The organism is Lysobacter sp. N42, assembly GCF_004344885.1.
Map to the genome: position 1 here is coordinate 16,775 of NZ_SKFB01000034.1, position 20,987 is coordinate 37,761.

Sequence of the window (20,987 nt, forward strand, 5' to 3'; positions counted from 1 at the left end):
ATCAGGCGGCGGTCTTCAGCGCCTTGATGCGGGCGTTCAGGCGGCTCTTGTGGCGGGCAGCCTTGTTCTTGTGGATCAGGCCACGCGAGCTGAAACGGTCGAGCAGGGGCTGCGCGGAAGCGAAGGCGGCTTCGGCACCGGCGGCGTCGTTGGCATTGAGGGCCTTGAGGACCTTCTTGACGGCGGTGCGGAGCATCGAACGCTGGCTGGCATTGCGCAGGTTGCGCACGACAGTCTGCTTGGCGCGCTTCTTGGCGGACTTGATGTTGGCCACGGCGGTTTCCTGGAAGTCTATGTAAGCGGCTGTCCGGGAGACAGCGCGGAAAGGAAAGGGATGGAACGCAAAAACAGACCCGAAAGTATGGCGGTTTCAATGGGTTGCGTCAACGGCGTGTGTACGGGGGCGCGGCGATGAGCGCCCGCATGCCGGATCCGCCGGAATCGGCGGCCCCGGACGCCGACCCGCCGGTGGCCACGCCGCCGCCGTCGCGGCGGCCCGGCAGCGGCGGGATGCTGCGGTCCTCGGCCGTGTTCACGGCGATGACCTTCGTTTCGCGCATTGCCGGCTACGTTCGCGACCGCCTGCAGGCCGCCTTCTTCGGCGCCGATGCCGGCGTGGACGCCTTCGTCGTCGCCTACCGCATCCCCAACTACCTGCGGCGGATCTTCGCCGAGGGCTCGTTCGCCTCCGCCTTCGTGCCGGTGCTCTCCGAACTCAAGCAGAAGGGCGACCGGAAGGCCCTGCAGGATTTCCTCGACCACGTGGCCGGCTCGCTGCTCGCGGTCGTCCTGGTGGTCACCGCGCTGGGCATGCTCGGCGCGCCGTGGATCGCGCGGTTGTTCCTGCTGTTCGACGACGGCGGCAGCGGCAAGGTCGCGATGACGGCGGAGATGCTGCGCATCACGTTCCCGTACCTGGCGTTCATCTCGATGACGGCGCTGGCGGGCGCGGTGCTGAACACCTTCCGCCACTTCGGGCTGCCGGCGCTGACGCCGGTGCTGCACAACCTGGGCGTGATCGCCGCCATGCTGGTGCTGGGACGCTGGTGGGGCATGGGGCCGGAGGCGCTGGCCTGGGGCGTGGTGGGCGCCGGTCTGCTGCAGCTGGCGGTGCTCTGGCCGGCGATGGCGCGCTGGGGGCTGAGGCCCCGCCTGCGCTTCGGTCTGCGGCACGAGGGTGTGCGGCGCGTGGGGCGGCTGATGCTGCCCACCATCTTTTCGTCCTCCGTCGCCCAGGTGAACCTGCTGGTGGGCACGATGTTCGCGTCCGGGCTGATCGCCGGTTCGCAGTCCTGGCTCTACTACTCCGACCGCCTGACGGAGCTGCCGCTCGGCCTGTTCGGCGTGGCCATCGGGACGGTGATCCTGCCGCAGCTGTCGCGGCACCATGCCGACAGCGATGCGGCCGGCTACTCCGAGGCGCTGGACTGGGGCCTGAGGACGGTGCTGCTGATCGGCCTGCCCGCCGCGCTGGGCATCGCGCTGCTCGCCGAAGAGCTGACGGCGGCGCTGTTCCTCACGGGCGAGTTCACCGCGCGCGACACGCGCATGACCAGCTACGCCCTGGTGGCGATGTGCGTCGGCATCCCGGCCTTCATGCTCAGCAAGGTGCTGCTGCCTGCGTTCTATGCACGGCAGGACACCAGGACGCCGATGCGGGCGGCGGTGATCACCGTGATCGTCAATGTCGCGCTCACGGTCGCCATCGTGCTGCCGTGGCAGCGATCGGGCGCCGTCGCGCCGCATGCGGGCATCGCGCTGGCCACCGCCCTTGCGGGCACGGTCAATGCGCTGCTGCTCTGGATCTGGCTGCGTCGCGCCGGGATCTACGCGGCCGCGCCCGGCTGGACGCGCTGGCTGCTGCGGATCGCCGCGGGGCTCTCCGCGATGGCCGCGGCCGTGTGGGGCGTGACGCGCGCGGCGGGCGACTTCACATCGATGGGCGATGTGGCGCGCTGGGGCTGGCTGCTGGCGGCCGTGGTCGCGGGCGCCGCGGCCTACGGCGCGACGCTCGTCGCCTTGGGGCTCAGGCCCCGCCACCTGCGGCATTGAGCGCCGACCCGCCCGCTATACTCGACCGGATGAGCAGGCTGTTTCGCGATGTCCACGGCGGTGCCCGCGCGCCGCAGGGGAGCGTGGTCTGCATCGGCGCATTCGACGGCCTGCACCTGGGGCATCAGGCGCTGGTGCGCCACGCCGTTTCGCGTGCGCGCGACCTGGGCCTGCCTGCCGTCGCACTGACCTTCCAGCCCTTGCCGCGCGAGTATTTCGGGCGCGCGGCCCCGCCGGCCCGGCTGCAGTCCACCCGCGGCCGCATCGAGGGCCTGTGCGCGCTGGGCGCCGACGAGGTCGGCCTGTTGCGTTTCGGCGAGCGGCTGAGCGGCATGTCCGCGGAGGAATTCGTCGACGGCGTGCTGCATCGCCTGCTGCGCGCCCGCGAGGTCTGGGTGGGCCCCGGGTTCCGCTTCGGACATGCCCGCGGTGGCGACCTCGACCTGCTGTGCGCGATGGGCACGCGGCTGGGCTTCACGGCGGGATCGATCGCGCCGGTGGCGGTGGCCGGCGAGCGCGTCTCCAGCACCCGCGTGCGCGCCGCGCTCGCGGCGGGGGATTTTTCGACGGCTGCGCGCCTGCTGGGCCGCCCGTACGCGATGGGCGGGCGCGTGGTACGCGGCCGGCAACTGGGCCGCACGCTCGGCTATCCGACCGCGAACCTGCGCCTTCCGCGCGGCGCCGCGCCGCTTTCGGGCATCTTCGCAACGCGCGTGCACGGGCTCGGCCCGATGCCGTTGCCGGCGGTATCGAGCCTCGGCACGCGGCCCACGGTCGGCGGCGTTGAACCGCTGCTGGAAACCCACATCTTCGATTTCGATGCGGACATCTACACCCGTCGCATCGAAGTCGAGTTCGTCGCCAGGCTGCGCGACGAACTGAAATTCGACGGGCTCGACGCCCTCGTCGCCCAGATGGACCGCGATGCCGGGCAGGCGCGCGACATCCTCGACCTTCCGCCTGCTCGCAAGACCGCCTGATCCCCGTGAACGAGACGAAAGACGCCAACCCGTACAAGGCGACGCTGCACCTGCCCGCCACGGACTTCCCGATGCGCGGGGACCTGCCCAGGCGTGAGCCGCAGACGCTCGCCCGCTGGGAGAGCGAGGGCCTGTACGCCCGGGTGCGCGAGCACGTCGGCGGCCGCGGGAAGTCCTTCGTGCTGCACGACGGCCCGCCGTACGCGAACGGCACGATCCACATCGGCCATGCGGTCAACAAGGTGCTCAAGGACATCGTGGTCAAGTCGCGGCTTCTCGCCGGCTTCGACGCACCCTACGTTCCGGGCTGGGACTGCCACGGCCTGCCGATCGAGGTGGCGGTGGAGAAGAAGCACGGCAAGGTCGGCGAGAAGCTCGATGCCGCCGCCTTCCGCCAGAAGTGCCGCGAATACGCCGCCGAGCAGATCGACCTGCAGCGCCGGGACTTCAAGCGCCTGGGCATCCTCGGCGACTGGGAGAACCCGTACCGCACGATGGACTTCCGCTTCGAGGCGGACATGCTCCGCTCGCTGGCGAAGATCGTCGAGCGCGGGCACCTGGTGCGCGGCGCGAAGCCCGTCCACTGGTGCTTCGACTGCGGCTCGGCGCTGGCCGAGGCGGAGATCGAGTACGCCGACAAGAAGTCGCCGGCGATCGACGTCGCCTACCTGGCGCGCGATCCGCAGGCGCTCGCACGCGTGTTCGGCGTCGACGCGGCGCCGGGCACCGAGGTCGCGGTGCCGATCTGGACGACCACGCCCTGGACGTTGCCGGCGAGCCTTGCCGTGTCCATCGGCCCGGAACTCGAGTACTCGCTGGTCGAAGGGCCCGCGGGCGCGAACGGCCCACGCCTGCTTGTGCTCGCGAGCGCGCTGGTCGAACGCGCGCTCAAGCGCTACGGCGTGGAGGACGTGCGCGTGCTCGGCAGGGCCAGCGGCGCGCCGATGGAGGGCATGGTGCTCGCGCACCCGTTCTACGAGCGCGACATCCCGCTGCTGCTCGGCGAGCACGTGTCCGCGGAGGAGGGCACCGGTGCCGTGCACACCGCACCGGGCCACGGCCAGGAGGACTTCGCCGTCAGCCAGAAATACGGGCTGATCGACCGCTACACGGCTGCCGAGATCAACCCGGTGGATGCGCGCGGGCGTTACCTGCCCGGCACGCCGGCGGCCCATGGCGCGGAAATCGCCGGCGTGCACCTGTGGAAGGCCAACGACCTGCTCGTCGAAGCCGTGCGCGGCCGGGGGCTGCTGCTCGCGGGGCATCCGCTGGAGCACAGCTATCCGCATTGCTGGCGCCACAAGACGCCGGTCGTGTTCCGCGCCACGCCGCAGTGGTTCATCTCGATGGAACAGGCCGGCCTGCGCCGTGATGCGCTCGCGGCGATCAGGGACGTGGGCTGGTTCCCCGAATGGGGCGAGGCGCGCATCGCCGCGATGGTCGAAGGCCGCCCGGACTGGTGCATCAGCCGCCAGCGCACCTGGGGCGTGCCGATCGCGCTGTTCGTCCATCGCGTCACCGGCGAACCGCATCCGCGTTCGGCCGAGCTGATGCGCGAGGTCGCCGCGCGCGTGGAGCAGGGCGGCGTCGACGTCTGGTATTCGCTGGACGCGGCCGAGCTGCTGGGCAGCGAGGCCACCGACTACGACAAGGTCACCGACATCCTCGACGTCTGGTTCGACTCCGGCGTCACCCACGAATGCGTGCTGGGCGCGCGGCCGCAGGATGGCCTGCGCAAGCCGGCCGACCTGTACCTGGAAGGTTCCGACCAGCATCGCGGCTGGTTCCAGTCCTCGCTGCTCACGGGTGTGGCGATGGATGGCGTCGCGCCCTACCGGCAGGTGCTCACGCACGGCTTCACCGTCGATGCGCAGGGCAAGAAGATGTCCAAGTCGTTGGGCAACGTCGTCGAGCCGCAGAAGGTGATCGACCAGATGGGCGCGGACGTGCTGCGCCTGTGGATCGCGAGCACCGACTACCGCGGCGAGATGTCGGTGTCGGACGAGATCCTCAAGCGCAGCGGCGACGTCTACCGGCGCCTGCGCAATACCGCACGCTTCCTGCTGGCCAACCTCGACGGCTTCGATCCGGCCGCGCACGTGGTGCCGCTGGACGGGATGGTCGCGCTGGATCGCTGGATCGTGCACCGCGCCTTCGAGCTGCAGCAGAAGCTCGCCGCCGCCTTCGAGCGCTACGACTTCGCCGAGATCGTGCAGTCGCTGGCGAACTTCTGCAGCGTCGACCTGGGCTCGCTGTACCTGGACGTGACGAAGGACCGGCTCTACACGATGCCCGAGGACTCGGCAGGCCGGCGCTCGGCGCAGACGGCGATGTACCACCTGGCCGAGGCCTTCGTCCGCTGGATCGCGCCGATCCTCACGTTCACCGCCGACGAGATGTGGCGCTTCCTGCCGCAGACGACCATGGCGGGGCCGCGGGCGGACAACGTGCTGTTCTCGACCTGGTACGAGGGCCTTGCACCGCTGCCGGCCGATGCCGCGCTCGGTGCCGCGCGCTTCGACCGCCTGCTCGAGCTGCGCGAGCAGGTCAGCCGTACGCTGGAGCCGATGCGTGCGGCCGGCGAGATCGGTGCCGCACTGGAGGCGGAGATCGCGATCGCGGCCACGGGCGAGGAAGCCGGTTGGCTCCGCGAGCTGCAGGACGAGTTGCGCTTTCTGTTCATCAGCGGTGACGTCAGCGTCGCCGAAGGTGGCGGCGAGGTGTCGGCCGTCCGCACCGCCAAGCCCAAGTGCGCGCGCTGCTGGCATCACCGCGCCGACGTCGGCTCGGTGGCCGCGCATCCGTCGATCTGCGGGCGCTGCGTCTCCAACGTCGAGGGCCCCGGCGAAAGCCGGCGCTGGTTCTGAATGCGACGGGTGAACCCATGACCTCAAGCGTCAAACCCAATGCCCTGCCATGGCTGCTGCTCTCGGTGGTGGTCATCGTGCTCGACCAGCTCACCAAGGCCTGGGTGCTGAGCGACCTGCCGGAGTACACGCCCGTCCCGGTGATCGACGGGTTCTGGAACTGGTACCGCACCTACAACACCGGCGCCGCATTCAGCTTCCTCGCCGATGCCGGCGGCTGGCAGAAGTACTTCTTCCTGGTGCTCGCGGTGGCGATCAGCGGCCTGCTGGCGTTCTGGCTGGCCAGGACGCCGCGTCGCGACTGGAAGACCGCGGCGCCGTACGCGCTGGTCATCGGCGGCGCGTTCGGCAACGTGATCGACCGGCTGGTGCACGGGCACGTGGTCGACTTCATCCAGTGGTACGCAGGCGACTACTACTGGCCGGCCTTCAACATCGCCGACGTCGCCATCGTGACCGGGACGGCCGGCATCGCGCTCGCGGGCCTGTTGGCGGGGCGTAAGCCTGCCGCGGCCACGCGCGGGTAGGATGCCCGGCATGGATATCCTGCTCGCCAACCCGCGCGGCTTCTGCGCCGGCGTCGATCGCGCCATCGAGATCGTCAAGCGCGCGATCGAGCTGCTGGGCGCTCCCATCTACGTGCGCCACGAGGTCGTCCACAACCGCTTCGTGGTCGACGACCTCAAGCAGCGCGGCGCGGTCTTCGTCGAGGAACTCGACGAGGTGCCCGACGGGGCGACGGTCATCTTCAGCGCGCACGGCGTGTCGCAGGCGGTCCGCGCCGAGGCCGCGCGCCGTGGCCTGCGCGTGTTCGACGCGACCTGCCCGCTGGTGACGAAGGTGCACCTGGAGGTCTCTCGCCACTGCCGCGCCGGCCGCGACGTCGTGCTGATCGGCCACGAGGGCCATCCCGAGGTGGAGGGCACCATGGGCCAGTGGCTGCGCGAGGGCGCGACGGGCTCGATCTACCTGGTCGAGGACGTCGAGGACGTCATGACGCTCGAGGTGTCGCAACCGGAGAATCTCGCCTACACCACGCAGACGACGCTGTCCGTGGACGACACGCGGGTGGTCATCGACGCCTTGCGTATGCGCTTCCCCGCGATCCAGGGGCCGCGCAACGACGACATCTGCTACGCCACGCAGAACCGCCAGGACGCCGTGCGGGACCTGGCGGCGCGCTGCGACCTCGTCCTGGTGGTGGGTTCGGTCAACAGCTCCAACTCCAACCGCCTGCGCGAGCTGGCCGAGCGCGAGGGCGTGGAGAGCTATCTCATCGACGGCGCGCACGAGATCGACCCCGCCTGGGTCGCCGGCAAGCGTGCGGTGGGTGTGACCGCGGGCGCGTCGGCGCCGGACGTGCTGGTGCGCGGCGTGATCGACCGCCTGCGTGCCCTGGGCGGCACCGCGATCAGCGAACTCGAGGGTGAGCCCGAGAGCATGGTGTTCGCGCTTCCCAAGGAGCTCCGCCTGCAGCTGGTGGATTGACCCGCCGGCGGCCGATCCCTAGAATCTTCCGCCTTGCCGCCGCGGCGGCAGCGACATCGCCGGAATAGCTCAGTTGGTAGAGCGGCGCATTCGTAATGCGTAGGTCGCAGGTTCGACTCCTGTTTCCGGCACCATCAAGACATGGGCCTGCAGTGTTTCATCGCTGCGGGCCTTTGTTTTTTCCGGGGCGGCCGGATCCGCAGTGCCATGCGCCAGGCGAGGCGCACCGGCTCGCTGGCTCCTGCTCATGGCCGGGTCACGCCGTTGTCGCGATCGTTTTCCGGGCCGGGAGGGTCAGCACGGCCTGCAGTCCGTGGGGTGGGCGCGGTTCGAGTGCCAGCACCCCGCCGAAGTTGCGCGCGACCGCATCGACGAGCGCGAGGCCGAGCCCGCTTCCGCCCGGGGTCGATCGACCACGCCAGAAGCGGCGTGTCGCCGATCGCGCCTCGGCCTCGCTCATGCCCGGGCCGCGGTCGCGCACGACGAAGCGGACATGGCTGTTTTCCCGAGCGACCTCGACATCCACGGGGCTGCCGGGTGGCGAGTAGCGAAGCGCGTTGCCGATGAGGTTGCGCAGCGCCGTGACGGCCAGCTGCGGGGGGACGTCGAGTACGGGAGACGGACAGGGCTGTTCAACGTTCACCCGATGCGAGCCGTCGTGCACGATGGCGATGGCCTGCTGCAGGGCGTCCGCCGCGGTGACGCAGCTGCCGTCGTCGAAGGAGATGCGCCCTTCGACCCGGGCGATCATCAGCAGCTGGTCCAGCGTGGCGCGCATGCGTGCCACCCCCAGTGCGGCGTCGGCCAGCGGCTGCTGCGCCGCGTCCCCGGCGGCCATGCGCGCGAGCTGGAGATGGGTGTCGATGATGGTGAGCGGCGTGCGCAGCTCGTGCGCCGCGTCGTTCGTGAAGTTGCGCTCGCGCTGGAGCGTCTGGCTCATGCGCTCGAGCAGGCCGTTGAGGGCGTCGATGAGCGGGCGAAGTTCGGTGGGCAGCCGGCTGCCGTCGACCTGTTCGGTCGCATCCGGCGGCCTCGAGGCGAGTGTCCGGCGCAACATGGACAACGGGGCAAGGGCGCGCCCGGCACCCAGCCACAGGGCGAGCAGCCCGCCGAGGCCCGCGATCAGGAACGGCACGCCGGCCGCGAGCGCGATGCGCCTGCGCAGCTGGGCGCGCTCGTCGACGCGGTCTGCCGTCGTGATGTCGAAGCCGCCGGTGCGCAGGGTGTAGGTCCGCCAGGGCCGGCCATCGATCAGCGTGGTGTGATACCCGGGCATGCCGGCCTCGATCGGCAGGGCGCGGTCCGCGCGCGTGGTGGCGACGATCTCGCCACGCAGGGAGCGGACCTGGCAGGCCATGCCACGTGCACCGGGCACGGTGAGCGCGCCTTGCGCATTGATCGCCGACGCGGGCCGCACGCCGGACTGAGCGAGCAGCCCGGCAACCATGCGCGCCGACATGGCCAGGCGCTCGTCGAGCGTGCGCTGCAGGCTCCGGTCCAGATCGCGCAGCATCCACAGTGCCGCGCCCGTCCACAGCACTGCCACGGACAGCCCGATCGCGAGGAGCAGGCGCAGCCGCAGGCTCATCGGACGGCCCGGCCGAAGCGGTAGCCCAGCCCGCGGACCGTGGCCACGACGTCGGGTCCAAGCTTGCGGCGCAGATTGTGTACGTGCACGTTGACCGCGTTGCTGCCGACCTCCTGGTCCAGGCCGTAGAGCCGGTCCTTGATCTGTTCGGTCGAAAGGCAGCGCCCCTCGGCCTGGATCAGGCTCGCGAGCAGCATGGCCTCCCGCCGCGAAAGCTCGACCGGCTCGCCTCCGAGCCACGCGTCACCACTGCTCGGGTCAAAGCGCAGTGCGCCGGCTTCGACCACGTTGCTGCTGCGGCCGCCCGCGCGACGCATCAGCGCGTGCAGGCGCGCGACGAGTTCACCGAGGTCGAAAGGCTTGACGAGGTAGTCGTCGGCGCCGGCCTGCAGCCCTTCGATGCGGTCGACGACCGCGTCGCGCGCGGTCAGGAGCAGCACGGGGACGGCGTTCCCCTGCCGGCGCAGCCCCGCAAGCAGGGCCAGGCCATCGCCGTCGGGCAGAACGCGATCGAGTACGACCGCATCGCATTCGGAGCAGGCGAGGGCCGCCTGGGCCTGCGCCGCCGTGGCGACCGCGTCGGCTGTGAGCCCGTAGGCCCGCAACCCCGCGACCACACCGCGTGCGATGAGGTCGTCGTCCTCCACTACGAGGATGCGCATGGGCCGCTCCTTCGCGGACGGGAACCGCCGCGTTCCGGGCGGAAACGTAATGCACGGCCGCATCACGGGTGTGCGCGACGCCACTTAATCCGCTCTTAATCCGCCGGTGCGAGCTTGCCGTCATGCGACGGAACCTCCTCGGCGCGCTCCTGGCCGGCTGCGTGCTTCTTCCCTTCGGTGCCCCGGCAGTGCCCGGCCAGATCGGCGGTGATCCCGCCTTCCTCGACGCACGGGACGTGTTCCGGGTCGAGGTGGCAGGCGCGGCGGGCGACACGGTGCGCATGCGCGCGACCATTGCGCCCGGCTACTACGTCTACCGGCACCGCCTCAGCCTCGACGATGCCGGGGGCAGGGCGCTGTCGCTGGTCCTTCCGGACGGCGAGGCCAAGACCGACGAATTCTTCGGCCGCACGGAGGTCTACCGCGACGCCCTCGAATTCGGGGCGCGTCCCGCAGGTGCTACGGCTGCGACGCTGCACTGGCAGGGCTGCGCCGACGCGGGCATCTGCTATCCGCCCCAGACGCTGCGCCTGGCGCTGCCCGCGCACTCCGGGCAGACGCCCGGGGCCGCCACGGCGTCCGGGCCGCCTGCGGCGCGAGCCCCGGCAAGCGCTCCGGATGCCGTGCCGCCTACGGCCGCGGATGCGTCCATGGACGCATCCGCTGACGCCGGCGAGCCGCCGGATGCCGCGACGGCGCCGGTGCAGGCGTATGCATCCGTGGCGGCAGCGGGCACGGATGGCGCCGCAGCCGAAACGCCCGCAGCGCTCCCGCTGGCCGAGGACGAAGACCTGGCGCGGCGGCTCGGCGACAGCGGACTGGCCGCAGCGGCGGTGCTGTTCTTCGGCCTCGGCCTGCTCCTGGCATTCACTCCCTGCACGTTGCCGATGGTCCCCATCGTCTCCAGCCTCGTGCTGGGAGGGCACCCGACGCCACGGCGGGCACTGGTGCTGTCGGCGGCCTACGTGCTGCCGCTGGCGCTGACATATGCCGGACTCGGGGTGGTTGCCGGTCTGAGCGGCGCCAACCTGCAGGCGGCCCTGCAGCATCCTGCGGTGCTGGGCGGCTTCGCGCTGCTGTTCGTCATCCTGGCGTTCGCGATGTTCGGAGCGTTCGAGCTGCAGCTTCCCGCGTGGCTGCGCAATCGGCTCGATCGCGCGGGAAGCGGCCGGCCGGGCGGCACCATGGCCGGGGCGGGTGCGATGGGCGTGCTGTCGGCGCTGCTGGTAGGTCCCTGCATGACCGCTCCGCTGGCCGGCGCCCTGCTCTTCATCGGGCAGACCGGCGATCCCGCGACGGGCGGGATCGCCCTGTTCGCCCTCGGGCTGGGAATGGGGTTGCCGTTGCTGCTGATCGCCGTGTTCGGTGCGCGCATCCTCCCGGAGCCCGGCCCGTGGATGGAGCGCGTCAAGGCCGGGTTCGGTTTCGTGCTCCTGGCCCTGGCGGTGTCAATGCTCGCGCGCGCCGTGCCGCCGTCGGTGGCGCTGGTTCTGTGGGGTGCCTGGTTGCTGACCGTCGCCGCGGGTCTGATGGCACTCGGGTCGGCCGCCGGTGCGGGCTCCCTGTGTCGCTGGGGCATGCGTTCGGCCGCTGCGATCGCCTCGGTCTGGGCGGTGGCGATGATGCTCGGCGGCGCCGGGGGCGCGAGCGATCCCTGGCGTCCGCTGCACGCGGCAGGGGCCGCCGCGGCGCCGGATCGCCCGCGGCCCGCGTATGTGGACGTCAAGTCCAGCGACGACCTCGCCCGGCGGCTGGCGGAAGCCGGCGCCCGCGGCCAGTGGACGCTGGTGGACTTCTACGCCGACTGGTGCGTCTCGTGCCACGTGATCGAACGCGACGTGTTCGGCGATCCCGCGGTCGCGGCGGCGCTTTCCCGCATGCAGGTGGTGAGGCCCGACGTGACCGCCAACGACGCGACCGACCAGGCCCTGATGCGTGCCTGGCAGGTGGTCGGTCCGCCCACGCTCCTGCTGATCGGGCCGGACGGCCGCGAGCGACGCGCGTTCCGGACGACGGGCGAGATCACCCCGCAGCGTTTCCTGGCGCGCCTGCGCGGCGCAGGGGTGGAATGATGGTCGGTATCGGCCCGGTACCCATGCCGGTGGTGCTCATGCTGCTCGCGCTGTTCGCGGCCGCCGTGGTCGGTCGCGTTGCCGCGCGACGCGGTGCGGGCAAGCCGCGAATCGCGGTCGCGGGCACCTTCCTCGACATGCTGCTGGTCGGGCTGCTCGTCGGGCGCGTGGTGTTCGTGCTGCAGTGGCTGCCGCTTTACGCTGCGGACCCGTGGTCCGTGCTGCGGCCGGGCGACGGCGGCTACGCCGTGTGGGCGGCGGTGCCGGCCGGCCTCGCGTTCGGCGCATGGCGCGCATGGCGAAGGCCCGAACTGCGCCGCCCGCTGTCCTGGGGCGCGGCGAGCGGCCTCGCGGTCTGGGCGTTCCTGGCTGGTGCGCTTGCGCTGGTGCAGCGGTCCTCGGTGCACCTTCCGGAAACCGTCCTTACCCGGCCCGAAGGCGGCACCGTCCGGCTCGCGGACATGGCCGGACGCCCCCTGGTGGTGAACCTGTGGGCGACCTGGTGCCCGCCCTGCCGCCGCGAAATGCCCGTGCTCGCGCAGGCGCAGGCCGAGCACCCGTCCGTGGCGTTCGTGTTCGCCAACCAGGGCGAGGACGCGCGGGTCATCCGCGAATACCTGCGCAAGTCCGGGCTCGCGCTCGACAACGTCCTGCTGGACCCGTTCTCCGGCGTATCGGAGGCGACGGGCGCGCGGGGCCTTCCGACCACGCTGTTCTTCGACGCCGACGGGCGTCTCGTCGACGTCCACATGGGGGAACTGACCCGCGCGGGCCTCGCCCGGAAGCTGCAGCGGTTCGGGCCGGCGTACGCCGCGACCCGCGGTCCCCATCCACCCAACGAGGCAATCCGATGAAGCCATTCAATCCCTCCGTGCTCGTGCTCGCCCTTGCCCTGGCCGGCACCGCCGCATGCAGCCGTGCCGGTGAACCGCCCGCCGCACCTGGCACGCCGCGCCCACCGGTCGTTCGCGCCATCGAGGCACAGGGCCTGGAGGTGTTCGGGGAGTTCGCCGCGCCGGGCGGGCTGCGCGGGTTCGCCGGTCTTGCGGGGCAAAGGCCGATGGCCATCTACGTGACGCCCGACGGCGGGCATGCGGTGATCGGCATGCTGGTTGACGCGAAGGGGCAGGACGTGGGCCAAGCGGAACTGGAGCGGCTGGTGGCCGCGCCCGTCTCCAAGCGCGTTTGGGCGCAGCTGGAGGCGAGCCACTGGGTCCGCGATGGCCGGCCTGATGCGCCCCGCGTGGTCTACGCGTTCAGCGACCCGAACTGTCCCTACTGCAACCGCTTCTGGCGGGCCGCGCGACCCTGGGTGGATTCGGGCAAGGTGCAGCTGCGTCATATCCTCGTCGGCGTGATCCGCGACGACAGCGCGAACAAGGCTGCTGCGATCCTGACCGCGGCCGCGCCGTCCGAGGCGCTGGCCCGCAACGAGACAACCTATGCCACGGGCGGCATCACCGGTGCGCCGACGGTGACGGCGGCCATCCGCGCGCAACTCGACGCCAACGAACGGCTCATGCTCGAACTCGGCTTCCAGGGCACGCCCGGGATCCTGTTCCGCGACGACAAGGGCCTGGTGCAGCGCCGCTCGGGCCTGCCCGCCGAGGCGGACCTGCCGGTCGTGCTCGGGGCGCGCTGAGCAAGGTCGGGTATCGGTGCGGTCGGGTTCCAGGCGGCCGTTGGTTCGGCCTCAGCGCGTGGCCGGCGCGCTGCCCAGCAGGTGCCCCTCCACGACCGTGCCATAGGGGGAGTTCGGGTCGTCATGGAAGCGGCGCCGGGTTTCGGCGACGTCTCCCGTGAAGCGCGGGTCCTGCGGGCGCTCGTGCGCGTTCATGAAGAAGGCGACGTCCCAGGCGTCCTGCTCGCTCAGCATGCCGCCGCGGCCCAGCGGCATGTTGGCGCGGATGAAAGCGGCCGCGTTGTCGAGCTGGTGCATGCCCGCGCCCCAGTTGAACGAGTCGGGCCCCCACAGTGGGGGAAACACGTAGCGCCCATCGACCTTCTGCCCGAGCCCGTCCTCGCCATGGCAGATCGCGCAGCTGGTGGCGTAGACCTTCGCGCCACGGTCGAAGTCCGGTGGTGCCGGGGGGCGCTTCGACTTCGGGTAGCCTGCGCCCGGTAACGTGGTGCCGGTCGGGGCGCCGCGCGCCATCCAGAACGAATACGCCTCCAGCGCCGCCAGCACTTCATGGCCGAGGGGCGGCGCCCTGCCGTCCATGCTGTACATGAAGCACCCCTGCAGGCGCTCGGCGTAGCTGCTCACCGCTTGCGTCTTGGCGCGGTAGGCGGGGTAGCGCACCCAGGCGCCCCAGAGGGGTGCGGAGTCCGCGAGGCGGCCGGCGTCCAGGTGGCAGTTGCTGCAACGCAGGCCGTTGCCCACGAACTCCGCCGCATGGGTCGGCGTGTCGGTGAAGATCGCATGGCCCTTGCGGACCAAATCACCGAAGCCGCCTTCCGGAATCTCCTCGAGTCGCGGAGGCGCGAACCTTCCGGGCGGCGTCGAGACGGTCGTCCGGGTGGATTCAACGGCCTGCTGCGGCGGTGGCGAGGCGGGTTCCACGGCTCCGCGCCCGTAGCGGTGCGGGGCCAGAATGTCCTGCTGGCAAGCCGCCGTGCCGGCGGCGAGCAGGGCGATTGCCAGCCATGCACGGCGTTTCATGGCCTTCCTCCGGTGCGCAGCCCGGGTCGCGTGGCGAACCAGCGCGCGACGGCGTCGATCTCCTGGTCCGTAAGTTTCGATGCCGGGGCACGCATCAGCTGGAGCGGATCGTTGTTGCGCTGTCCGCTCCGGAATGCCCGCAGCTGTGCACTGATGTAGCCGGCGGTCTGGCCCGCCAGGGCCGGGAAGGCGGCGCCCACGCCGCGGCCGTCCGGCCCGTGGCACTGCACGCATGCCGGTACTCCCCTCGACCACGCCCCCTCGAGCGCGAGCCGACGCCCGTCCGGGTCTTCCGCGCCGCCGGTCGTGCCCGTGGCGCGGAGCCGCGCGTAATGCCCGGCGAGGCCGCGGCGGTCCGCCGGGGACAGTGCCTTCGCGATGGGCGTCATGACGGTACTCGCGCGCCTGCCCGAGGCGAAATCGTCGAGCTGGCGCGCGAGATATGCGCCATCCAGCCCCGCCAGCCGGGGGAAGCTGCCCTGGCCCTCGCCCGCCGCGCCATGGCAGCTGGCACACGGCGCCAGTCCCGGAGCACCGGATCGCGCGATCGTCGACGGGTCGGCGGCCGGCGCGGCCGGGATGGAACCGAGCAGGGCAAGCGCGAGCAACAGCGAAAAGGGGGCGGCGGGACGGTTCATGGGGGCCTCATTCCGGAATCAGGGCATGGCCGCGCGACTGCAGTTCGACCAGCGCAGTCATCGCCGAGAGGTCCTGCCGGACTCCGGGCGCCACCTCGGAGGCTGCGATGCCCTGGGCATGCAGCGCCTGTCCGCACACGCGCACCGTGGCGCCGGCGAGCGCCAGCGCGCGGATCGGCGGGAGGTTCGGATTGGACGCCACGCTCGGATTGCGGTTGCGGTACGCCGGGTCGGTCAGTACGGCCGGCGTCGCTGGTCCGGAGACCACCACCACCACGTCGCCCGGCGCGGCGCGCACGCCCTGGAGTGCCAGCAGGTTCAGGTAGCGCGCGGCCTTGTCCAGCGCAGGCAGGACCTTGTCGGGCGAGGCGGCCGCTCGCGTGGCGGGGAACACGGCGCGTACCGCGATCCGCGACCCGCGGGGCGATGCGGCGGCCGGCACGTCGACGGCGGCGCCGAACCCCGGGACCGCCGTGAAAGGCGTTCCGCGTGTCGCCACCGACTGGCAGCCCGCGAGGAGCAGCAGCGACGGGGCAGCCAGGCGCAGGAGGCGTGTCCGCATCGTTCACCCCTGCGGGCTTTCCGCCATTTCCTGGCAGTACTGGCGAAGGTGCTCGGGAAGGTCGGGTGGGCATTGGCCACACAGGCGGTTGCCCGGCACCGCGTAGTCGATGAACTTCGGATAGGGCAGGTCGAGGTTGGCCATCAGTTCGACGAAGTCCTCCAGCGTGCGGTCGGCGCCCAGCCGGGGATTGCGCTGTTTCTCCTGCGCGATGCTCGACACCCAGCGTCCCTGGTAGTCGTGCCCGGGATACACCAGCGTCTCGCCGGGCAGGGTGAACAGCCTTCCGCGCACGCTCTCGTACAGCGCGCGCGGGTCGCCGCTCTGGAAGTCGGTGCGGCCGCAGCCGTCGATGAGCAGGGCATCGCCGGTGAACACGCGGTCGCCGGCCAGGAGGGCGAAATGGTTGTCGGTGTGTCCCGGCGTGTGCATCGGGTCGATGCGGACGCCGCCGACCTGCAGCGGCACGCCGTCGTGGATGGGCACGTCGGTGCAGGGCAGCGCGTCCAGCGCGGGGATCGCGACGCGGCTGCCGGCTTCGCGCCTGAGCATGGACGCGGAGGTGATGTGGTCGGCATGGATGTGCGTATCGATCGTCATCACCAGCCGCAGCCCGAGTTCGTTGACGACCTGCAGGTCGCGCTGCCAGGCGGGCATCACCGGGTCGATCAGGACGGCCTCGCGGGTCTCGGAGCAGCCCAGCAGGTAGGTGTAGGTGGAGGAGACCGGCTCGAAGAGCTGGCGGAAGACCATCGCGGAGGTGTTCATCGCGCTGCGCCCTCGCGTTCGGCGAGCGCGGTCACGGCAGGTTCCAGCGATGCCAGCCCGGCCGCGCGGCCGTGCGCGATCGCGTCCTGCAGCGGGCGGCCGCGGTTGAGGGCTTCGTCCAGCGCGACCATGGCGCCGACCCGGTTCGAGGTCGCGCAGTGGATCAGCACGCCGCCTTCGCGGCGCGCCTCGTCCAGCATCCGGCCGAACGCACGCACGCGCTCGCGGTCCAGATCCGCCGGCCCGGTGATGGGCAGCTCGACGTAGCGCAGCCCCAGGCGCGCGGCCTCGGCGGCCTCGTCGTACTCCACCGGCTCGGCCGGCCCGCGCAGATTGATCACCGTGCGCACGCCCTCGCGCGCGAGCCCGGCCAGCTGCGCGGCTGTAGGTTGGCCGCAGGCATAGTGGTCTTCGGCGAATCGGGTAGGGGTGTTCATCGTGTCCTCCGGAGGGGTGTGCGCGAGGGTCATATCCAGCCGAGTTCGCTGGCCGTGCGATGGAGCATGTACAGGGCGACGAGCACGATCAGCCCGGCCAGCACGAGATTGAGGGCGCCCTTGCGGCCGGCCAGTCGCGCGGCCAGCCGGGTGCCGAAGAAGCTGCCGACGGCGCCGCCGCCGATGAAGACGGCCGCGAGCGTCCAGTCCACCAGGCCCGAGCCGGCGTAGCTGACCGCCGTGGTGAGCCCGAACGCTGTCACCGCGACCAGCGACGAGCCGACGGCGAACAGGATCGGCATGCCCGTCGAGGCGATCAGCCCCGGCACCACCAGGAAGCCGCCGCCGATGCCGAAGAAGCCCGACAGCAGACCCGTGGCCGCGCCCGAGCCCAGCAACCTCGGTGCGTTGCCGCGATTGAGCACCACCGCCGGGTCGCCCTCGCGCCCGCGCGACCGGAACATCAGGCCGGCGACCAGCAGCATGAGCAGGGCGAACAGTGCGAGCAGCTTCTGTCCGTCCATCGCCTTGCCCAGCATGGCGCCGAACCATGCGCCGACGACGCCGGCGGTGGCGAACGTCGCCGCGCAGCGCCATTTGACGTTGCGCTTGCGCGCATGCCCGGTCAGGCCGATCAGTGCATTCGCCGCGACCGCCAGGGCACTGGTGCCGATCGCGACGTGCGGGTCGTCGACGCCGACCAGGTACACCATCAGCGGCACGGCCAGGATGGAGCCACCGCCACCGACGAGCCCGAGCGTGAAGCCGACGATGCCGCCCGCCAGCGCACCGGTCAGCACGTCCACCAGCGTCACGGCCGCGCCTCGCGTCCGCCGCAGTACGCGGCGTGCAGGGCATCGAGCACCCCCAGCGCCGGGCCTTGCGCGAGTGCGTAATAGATCGTCTGCGCGTGTCGTCGTGTCTCCACCAGTTTCATCCCGCGCAGTACGGAAAGATGCTGCGACAGCGCCGACATGCTCAGCCCGGTGACCGGCTGCAGCTCGCCCACGCAGGCCTCGCCCTCGACGAGCCGGCACAGCACGCGCAGGCGTGCCGGATGCGCCAGCGCCTTCAGGAGTGCGGCGGCTTCCGCGGCGTGGCGGGACATCTCCTCGGCGGAGGGCGGGTGGCCATTGGGGGGCGTTCTGGTCGAAGGCGGCATCGCGGCGGTATTTTAGGGATTGCTTGATAAGGCGGGGTGACGGCCGCGGCTCGACGTCGTTCGAATGCGGGCGACGGCTCGCACCGCACCCACGAGACTCGACGTTGGCAGCGTGCGGCACGCGCAAGCCCTGCCGACGGGCCGGGCGCGGGCGGGCGGCGCTGCGCGCCTGTGCACCTGGCCGCTCCGGGTCGTGAAGGCCGCGGGCCCAGGCCGGCGCTAGCATCGCCCGCAGGCGCGCCCCGGCCGCGCGGCCTGGAGCGCGCCATGGCGACAGCGGCATCGTCCACGCACGCGCCCGCCGCCGTCTTCGAGGCGCACGGGCTCGGCAAGACCTACCGGATGGGCGAGGTCAGCGTCGTCGCCCTGCGCGAGGTGGATCTGGTCCTGCGCGAGGGCGAGTTCGTGGTGCTGCTCGGGCCGTCCGGCAGCGGCAAGTCCACGCTGCTGAACATCCTCGGCGGGCTCGACGTCCCCAGCACGGGCAGCCTGCGCTACCGCGACCACGACCTCGCGCATGCAGGCGATGCCGAACTGACCCGCTACCGGCGCGAACACGTCGGCTTCGTGTTCCAGTTCTACAACCTGCTGCCGAGCCTGACCGCCTACGAGAACGTCGCGCTCGTGGCGGGCATCGCGCGCGATCCCATGCCGCCCGCCGAAGCACTCGCGCGCGTCGGCCTGGCGGCGCGGAGCGGTCACTACCCGTCGCAGATGTCGGGCGGCGAGCAGCAGCGGGTGGCGATCGCGCGCGCGATCGCCAAGCGTCCCGACGTGCTGCTCTGCGACGAGCCCACCGGGGCGCTGGACGCGGCCACCGGCGTCCGCGTGCTCGACGTGCTGGAAACCGTCAACCGCGAGCTGGGCACCACCACCCTCGTCATCACGCACAACGCCGACATCGCGCGCATGGCGCACCGGTCATTGCACATGACCGACGGGCGCATCGCGCGCGAGGCGGTGAACGAGGCACGCGTCCCCGCGCTGTCGCTGTCATGGTGACGATGCTCGCGCGCAAGCTGCGACGCGACCTGTGGCGGCTGCGCGGGCAAGTGCTTGCGATCGCACTGGTGGCCGGGGTCGGCGTGGCGAACCTGGTGATGTCGCGTTCCACCCTGGAGTCGCTGGAGGACAGCCGCGACCGCTACTACCGCGAGTCGGCCTTCGCCGACGCCTTCGTCGACCTGCGCAGGGCCCCCGCGTCCGTGGCCGGCCGGCTCGCGGCGATCCCGGGCGTGGCGGCGGTCCAGACGCGCGTGGTCGCGCTGGGCCGTGCCGAGGTGGCCGGCTTCGACGAGCCCGTGCGCGTGCAGGCGCTGAGCCTGCCCGGAACCGGGCGTTCGGCGCCCAACCGCCTGCGCCTGCGTGCCGGACGCGAGCCGCTGCCGCACGAGCGCGACGCCGTGGTCGTGAGCGACGCCTTCGCGCAGGCGCACGGGCTCGGGCCGGGCGCATCCATCGTGCTGGTGCTGCATGGGCGCCGCGCATCGTTTCGCATCACCGGGGTGGGCGCCAGCCCCGAGTTCATTTCCCAGGGCGCGCCCGGCTCGCTGTTTCCGGACGCGCGTCGCTTCGCCATCGCGTGGATGCCGCGGCGCGCGATCGAGGCCGCGGCGGACCTGGACGGCGCCTTCAATTCCGTCACGGTCGCAGTCGAGCCGGGCGCGGACCTGCCACGCGTGCTCGCGTCGCTCGACAGCGCGCTCGCCAGCTACGGCGGCACGCGCGCGATCGGCCGCGCGGACCAGCGCTCCCACCGCTACCTCGACGAGGAGCTGCGACAGCTCGCGACGCTCGCGCGCCTGTTTCCGCTGGTGTTCCTCGCGGTTGCGGCCTACGTGCTGCACGTCGTGCTGGGCCGGCTGGTTTCGGTGGAACGCGAGCAGATCGGCACCTTGCGCGCGTTCGGGTTCGGTACCGGCGAGCTCTGGCGCCACTATGCGGGCTTCGCGCTGGCGGTCGGCATGCTCGGCGCGGTGATCGGGATCGCCCTGGGCCTGGTGCTCGGATGGCTGGTCGCCGGCCTGTACCGCGACTACTTCCGCCTGCCGTCGCTGGACTACGCGGTATCGCCCGGCGTGCTGCTGCTGGCGCTGGCGGTCGGCGTGGTAAGCGCGATGGCGGGCGCGACCTTTCCCTTGCTGCGCGCCGCGCGGCTGGCGCCGGCCGATGCGATGCGGCCGGACATACCCTGGCGCACCGCTGCGTGGCGCGGCCTGGCGCGCGGGCCGGAGCACCTGGGGCAGATGCACCGGCTGATGCTGCGCGGCCTTGCCGGCCGTCCTCTGCGCTCGCTGCTGGCCTGGGTCGGGCTGGCATCCGGCACGGCCGTGATGATGATGGGTCGGTTCCAGCATGACGCCATCGACTACATGGTCGAACGCCAGTTCCGGCCGACCGAGAGGCAGGACCTGTCGGTCGCCTTCCTCGAGCCCGCGGCCCCGCGCGCACTGCACGAGATCGCCGCCATCCGCGGCGTGCAGCGGGTGGAGGCCGAGCGCGCGGTCCCGGTGAGGATCGCCTTCCGTTCGGCCGGCTACCGCACGCAGCTGCGCGGGGTGGATGCGCAGGCCCGGCTCCGGCGTCCGCTGGATGCCGCGGGTCGCCCGATCCTGCCGCCGCCGGACGGTGTGCTCCTCACGGATACTTGGCGCGCTGGCTGGGCGCGCACCGGCGACCGGCTGGAGCTGGACGTGCTGAGCGGGCGGCGCCCGACCGTGCGGCGGGTGCTTGCCGGCGTCGTGGAGGAGCCTTTCGGTTCCCAGGCCTATGCGAGCCGTGCGACGCTTGACCGCCTTCTGGGCGACGGCCCGCGCGTCGATGGCGCGCAGCTCGTGGTCGACCCCGGGCGCGTGGGCGCGGTATGGCGTGCTCGAACGCATCGACCTGGAACCCGGGGACGCGGTGCGCGGCGGCCAGCCCGTCGCCACGATCCGCGCGTCGCGGGCGGCCCTGTTCGACTCCATCGCCCGGGACGCCGCCGCCGCCGCACGGCGCCTGGCGGCGGAGGAGCGCGCGGCTGCGGCGGCGGCCGTCGATGCGGCGGCGG

20 protein-coding genes and 1 tRNA gene are annotated in these 20,987 nt (G+C 71.8%); 11 read left to right on the forward strand and 10 right to left on the reverse strand.

The window, feature by feature from the left end; genetic code table 11:
- Nucleotide 1: 1 nt before the first annotated feature.
- Complete coding sequence (rpsT, locus tag EYQ95_RS21770; protein ID WP_132330488.1) at nucleotides 2-274, reverse strand: 30S ribosomal protein S20; 273 nt, start codon at nucleotides 272-274, stop codon at nucleotides 2-4.
- 137 nt (nucleotides 275-411) lie between these two features.
- Here rpsT and murJ point away from each other — a divergent pair, with 137 nt between their 5' ends.
- The 6 genes from murJ (at nucleotide 412) to EYQ95_RS21800 (ending at nucleotide 7,521) form a co-directional block, all read left to right on the forward strand.
- Nucleotides 412-2,052 (forward strand): murein biosynthesis integral membrane protein MurJ, encoded by a 1,641-nt coding sequence (gene murJ / locus EYQ95_RS21775; protein ID WP_243700032.1) that lies wholly within the window; start codon nucleotides 412-414, stop codon nucleotides 2,050-2,052.
- 29 nt (nucleotides 2,053-2,081) lie between these two features.
- Nucleotides 2,082-3,032 (forward strand): bifunctional riboflavin kinase/FAD synthetase, encoded by a 951-nt coding sequence (locus tag EYQ95_RS21780; protein WP_132330526.1) that lies wholly within the window; start codon nucleotides 2,082-2,084, stop codon nucleotides 3,030-3,032.
- 71 nt (nucleotides 3,033-3,103) lie between these two features.
- Entirely contained in the window at nucleotides 3,104-5,899 is a 2,796-nt protein-coding gene (ileS, locus tag EYQ95_RS21785) for an isoleucine--tRNA ligase (protein ID WP_243700034.1), read from the forward strand.
- 17 nt (nucleotides 5,900-5,916) lie between these two features.
- Nucleotides 5,917-6,426, forward strand: coding sequence for a signal peptidase II (lspA, locus tag EYQ95_RS21790; protein ID WP_132330492.1), 510 nt, complete (start codon nucleotides 5,917-5,919; stop codon nucleotides 6,424-6,426).
- Between the two features lie 10 nt (nucleotides 6,427-6,436).
- Nucleotides 6,437-7,387 carry a 4-hydroxy-3-methylbut-2-enyl diphosphate reductase gene (gene ispH / locus EYQ95_RS21795; protein ID WP_132330494.1) on the forward strand — a complete coding sequence of 317 codons (951 nt, stop codon included), beginning with the start codon at nucleotides 6,437-6,439 and terminating at the stop codon, nucleotides 7,385-7,387.
- A 58-nt stretch (nucleotides 7,388-7,445) separates the two neighbouring features.
- A tRNA-Thr gene (locus tag EYQ95_RS21800) sits at nucleotides 7,446-7,521 on the forward strand.
- 122 nt (nucleotides 7,522-7,643) lie between these two features.
- Here the strand turns inward: EYQ95_RS21800 and EYQ95_RS21805 are convergent.
- Nucleotides 7,644-8,975 (reverse strand): sensor histidine kinase, encoded by a 1,332-nt coding sequence (locus EYQ95_RS21805; RefSeq protein WP_132330496.1) that lies wholly within the window; start codon nucleotides 8,973-8,975, stop codon nucleotides 7,644-7,646.
- The gene (locus tag EYQ95_RS21810) at nucleotides 8,972-9,637 is read right to left on the reverse strand and encodes a response regulator (RefSeq protein ID WP_132330498.1); all 666 of its coding nucleotides are present in this window, start codon (nucleotides 9,635-9,637) and stop codon (nucleotides 8,972-8,974) included. The genes EYQ95_RS21805 and EYQ95_RS21810 overlap by 4 nt, the downstream gene beginning before the upstream one ends.
- Nucleotides 9,638-9,759: 122 nt before the next feature.
- Here EYQ95_RS21810 and dsbD point away from each other — a divergent pair, with 122 nt between their 5' ends.
- Genes dsbD through dsbG form a run of 3 tightly spaced genes read left to right on the forward strand, consistent with a single transcriptional unit; the run spans nucleotide 9,760 to nucleotide 13,351 of the window.
- Nucleotides 9,760-11,709 (forward strand): protein-disulfide reductase DsbD, encoded by a 1,950-nt coding sequence (gene dsbD, locus EYQ95_RS21815; RefSeq protein WP_132330500.1) that lies wholly within the window; start codon nucleotides 9,760-9,762, stop codon nucleotides 11,707-11,709.
- Nucleotides 11,706-12,563, forward strand: coding sequence for a TlpA disulfide reductase family protein (locus tag EYQ95_RS21820; protein ID WP_132330502.1), 858 nt, complete (start codon nucleotides 11,706-11,708; stop codon nucleotides 12,561-12,563). The genes dsbD and EYQ95_RS21820 overlap by 4 nt, the downstream gene beginning before the upstream one ends.
- The gene (gene dsbG / locus EYQ95_RS21825) at nucleotides 12,560-13,351 is read left to right on the forward strand and encodes a thiol:disulfide interchange protein DsbG (RefSeq protein WP_132330504.1); all 792 of its coding nucleotides are present in this window, start codon (nucleotides 12,560-12,562) and stop codon (nucleotides 13,349-13,351) included. Before EYQ95_RS21820 ends, dsbG begins: the two co-directional genes overlap by 4 nt.
- Nucleotides 13,352-13,402: 51 nt before the next feature.
- Here dsbG and EYQ95_RS21830 read toward each other — a convergent pair whose 3' ends face one another.
- From EYQ95_RS21830 to EYQ95_RS21860, 7 genes are read right to left on the reverse strand one after another with little or no spacing between them, the layout of a single operon-like run.
- Complete coding sequence (locus EYQ95_RS21830; protein ID WP_132330506.1) at nucleotides 13,403-14,371, reverse strand: c-type cytochrome; 969 nt, start codon at nucleotides 14,369-14,371, stop codon at nucleotides 13,403-13,405.
- The gene (locus EYQ95_RS21835) at nucleotides 14,368-15,009 is read right to left on the reverse strand and encodes a c-type cytochrome (RefSeq protein ID WP_132330508.1); all 642 of its coding nucleotides are present in this window, start codon (nucleotides 15,007-15,009) and stop codon (nucleotides 14,368-14,370) included. The genes EYQ95_RS21830 and EYQ95_RS21835 overlap by 4 nt, the downstream gene beginning before the upstream one ends.
- Before the next feature lie 7 nt (nucleotides 15,010-15,016).
- Complete coding sequence (locus EYQ95_RS21840) at nucleotides 15,017-15,571, reverse strand: DsrE family protein (protein ID WP_132330510.1); 555 nt, start codon at nucleotides 15,569-15,571, stop codon at nucleotides 15,017-15,019.
- 3 nt (nucleotides 15,572-15,574) lie between these two features.
- A complete protein-coding gene (locus tag EYQ95_RS21845) occupies nucleotides 15,575-16,339 on the reverse strand; it encodes an MBL fold metallo-hydrolase (RefSeq protein WP_243700033.1) in 765 nt (254 codons plus the stop codon).
- A complete protein-coding gene (locus EYQ95_RS21850) occupies nucleotides 16,336-16,776 on the reverse strand; it encodes a beta-lactamase hydrolase domain-containing protein (RefSeq protein WP_165924819.1) in 441 nt (146 codons plus the stop codon). Before EYQ95_RS21850 ends, EYQ95_RS21845 begins: the two co-directional genes overlap by 4 nt.
- Before the next feature lie 29 nt (nucleotides 16,777-16,805).
- Complete coding sequence (locus EYQ95_RS21855) at nucleotides 16,806-17,585, reverse strand: sulfite exporter TauE/SafE family protein (protein WP_207916598.1); 780 nt, start codon at nucleotides 17,583-17,585, stop codon at nucleotides 16,806-16,808.
- Between the two features lie 2 nt (nucleotides 17,586-17,587).
- Nucleotides 17,588-17,884, reverse strand: a complete 297-nt coding sequence (locus EYQ95_RS21860; protein ID WP_132330516.1) for a metalloregulator ArsR/SmtB family transcription factor — start codon at nucleotides 17,882-17,884, stop codon at nucleotides 17,588-17,590.
- 321 nt (nucleotides 17,885-18,205) lie between these two features.
- On the opposite strand from EYQ95_RS21860, the gene EYQ95_RS21865 reads away from it, so the two are divergent.
- Entirely contained in the window at nucleotides 18,206-18,940 is a 735-nt protein-coding gene (locus EYQ95_RS21865; protein WP_132330518.1) for an ABC transporter ATP-binding protein, read from the forward strand.
- Nucleotides 18,934-20,987 (forward strand): ABC transporter permease (locus EYQ95_RS21870; protein WP_132330520.1); only part of this gene is annotated, 2,054 nt, incomplete at its 3' end. The genes EYQ95_RS21865 and EYQ95_RS21870, both read left to right, overlap by 7 nt.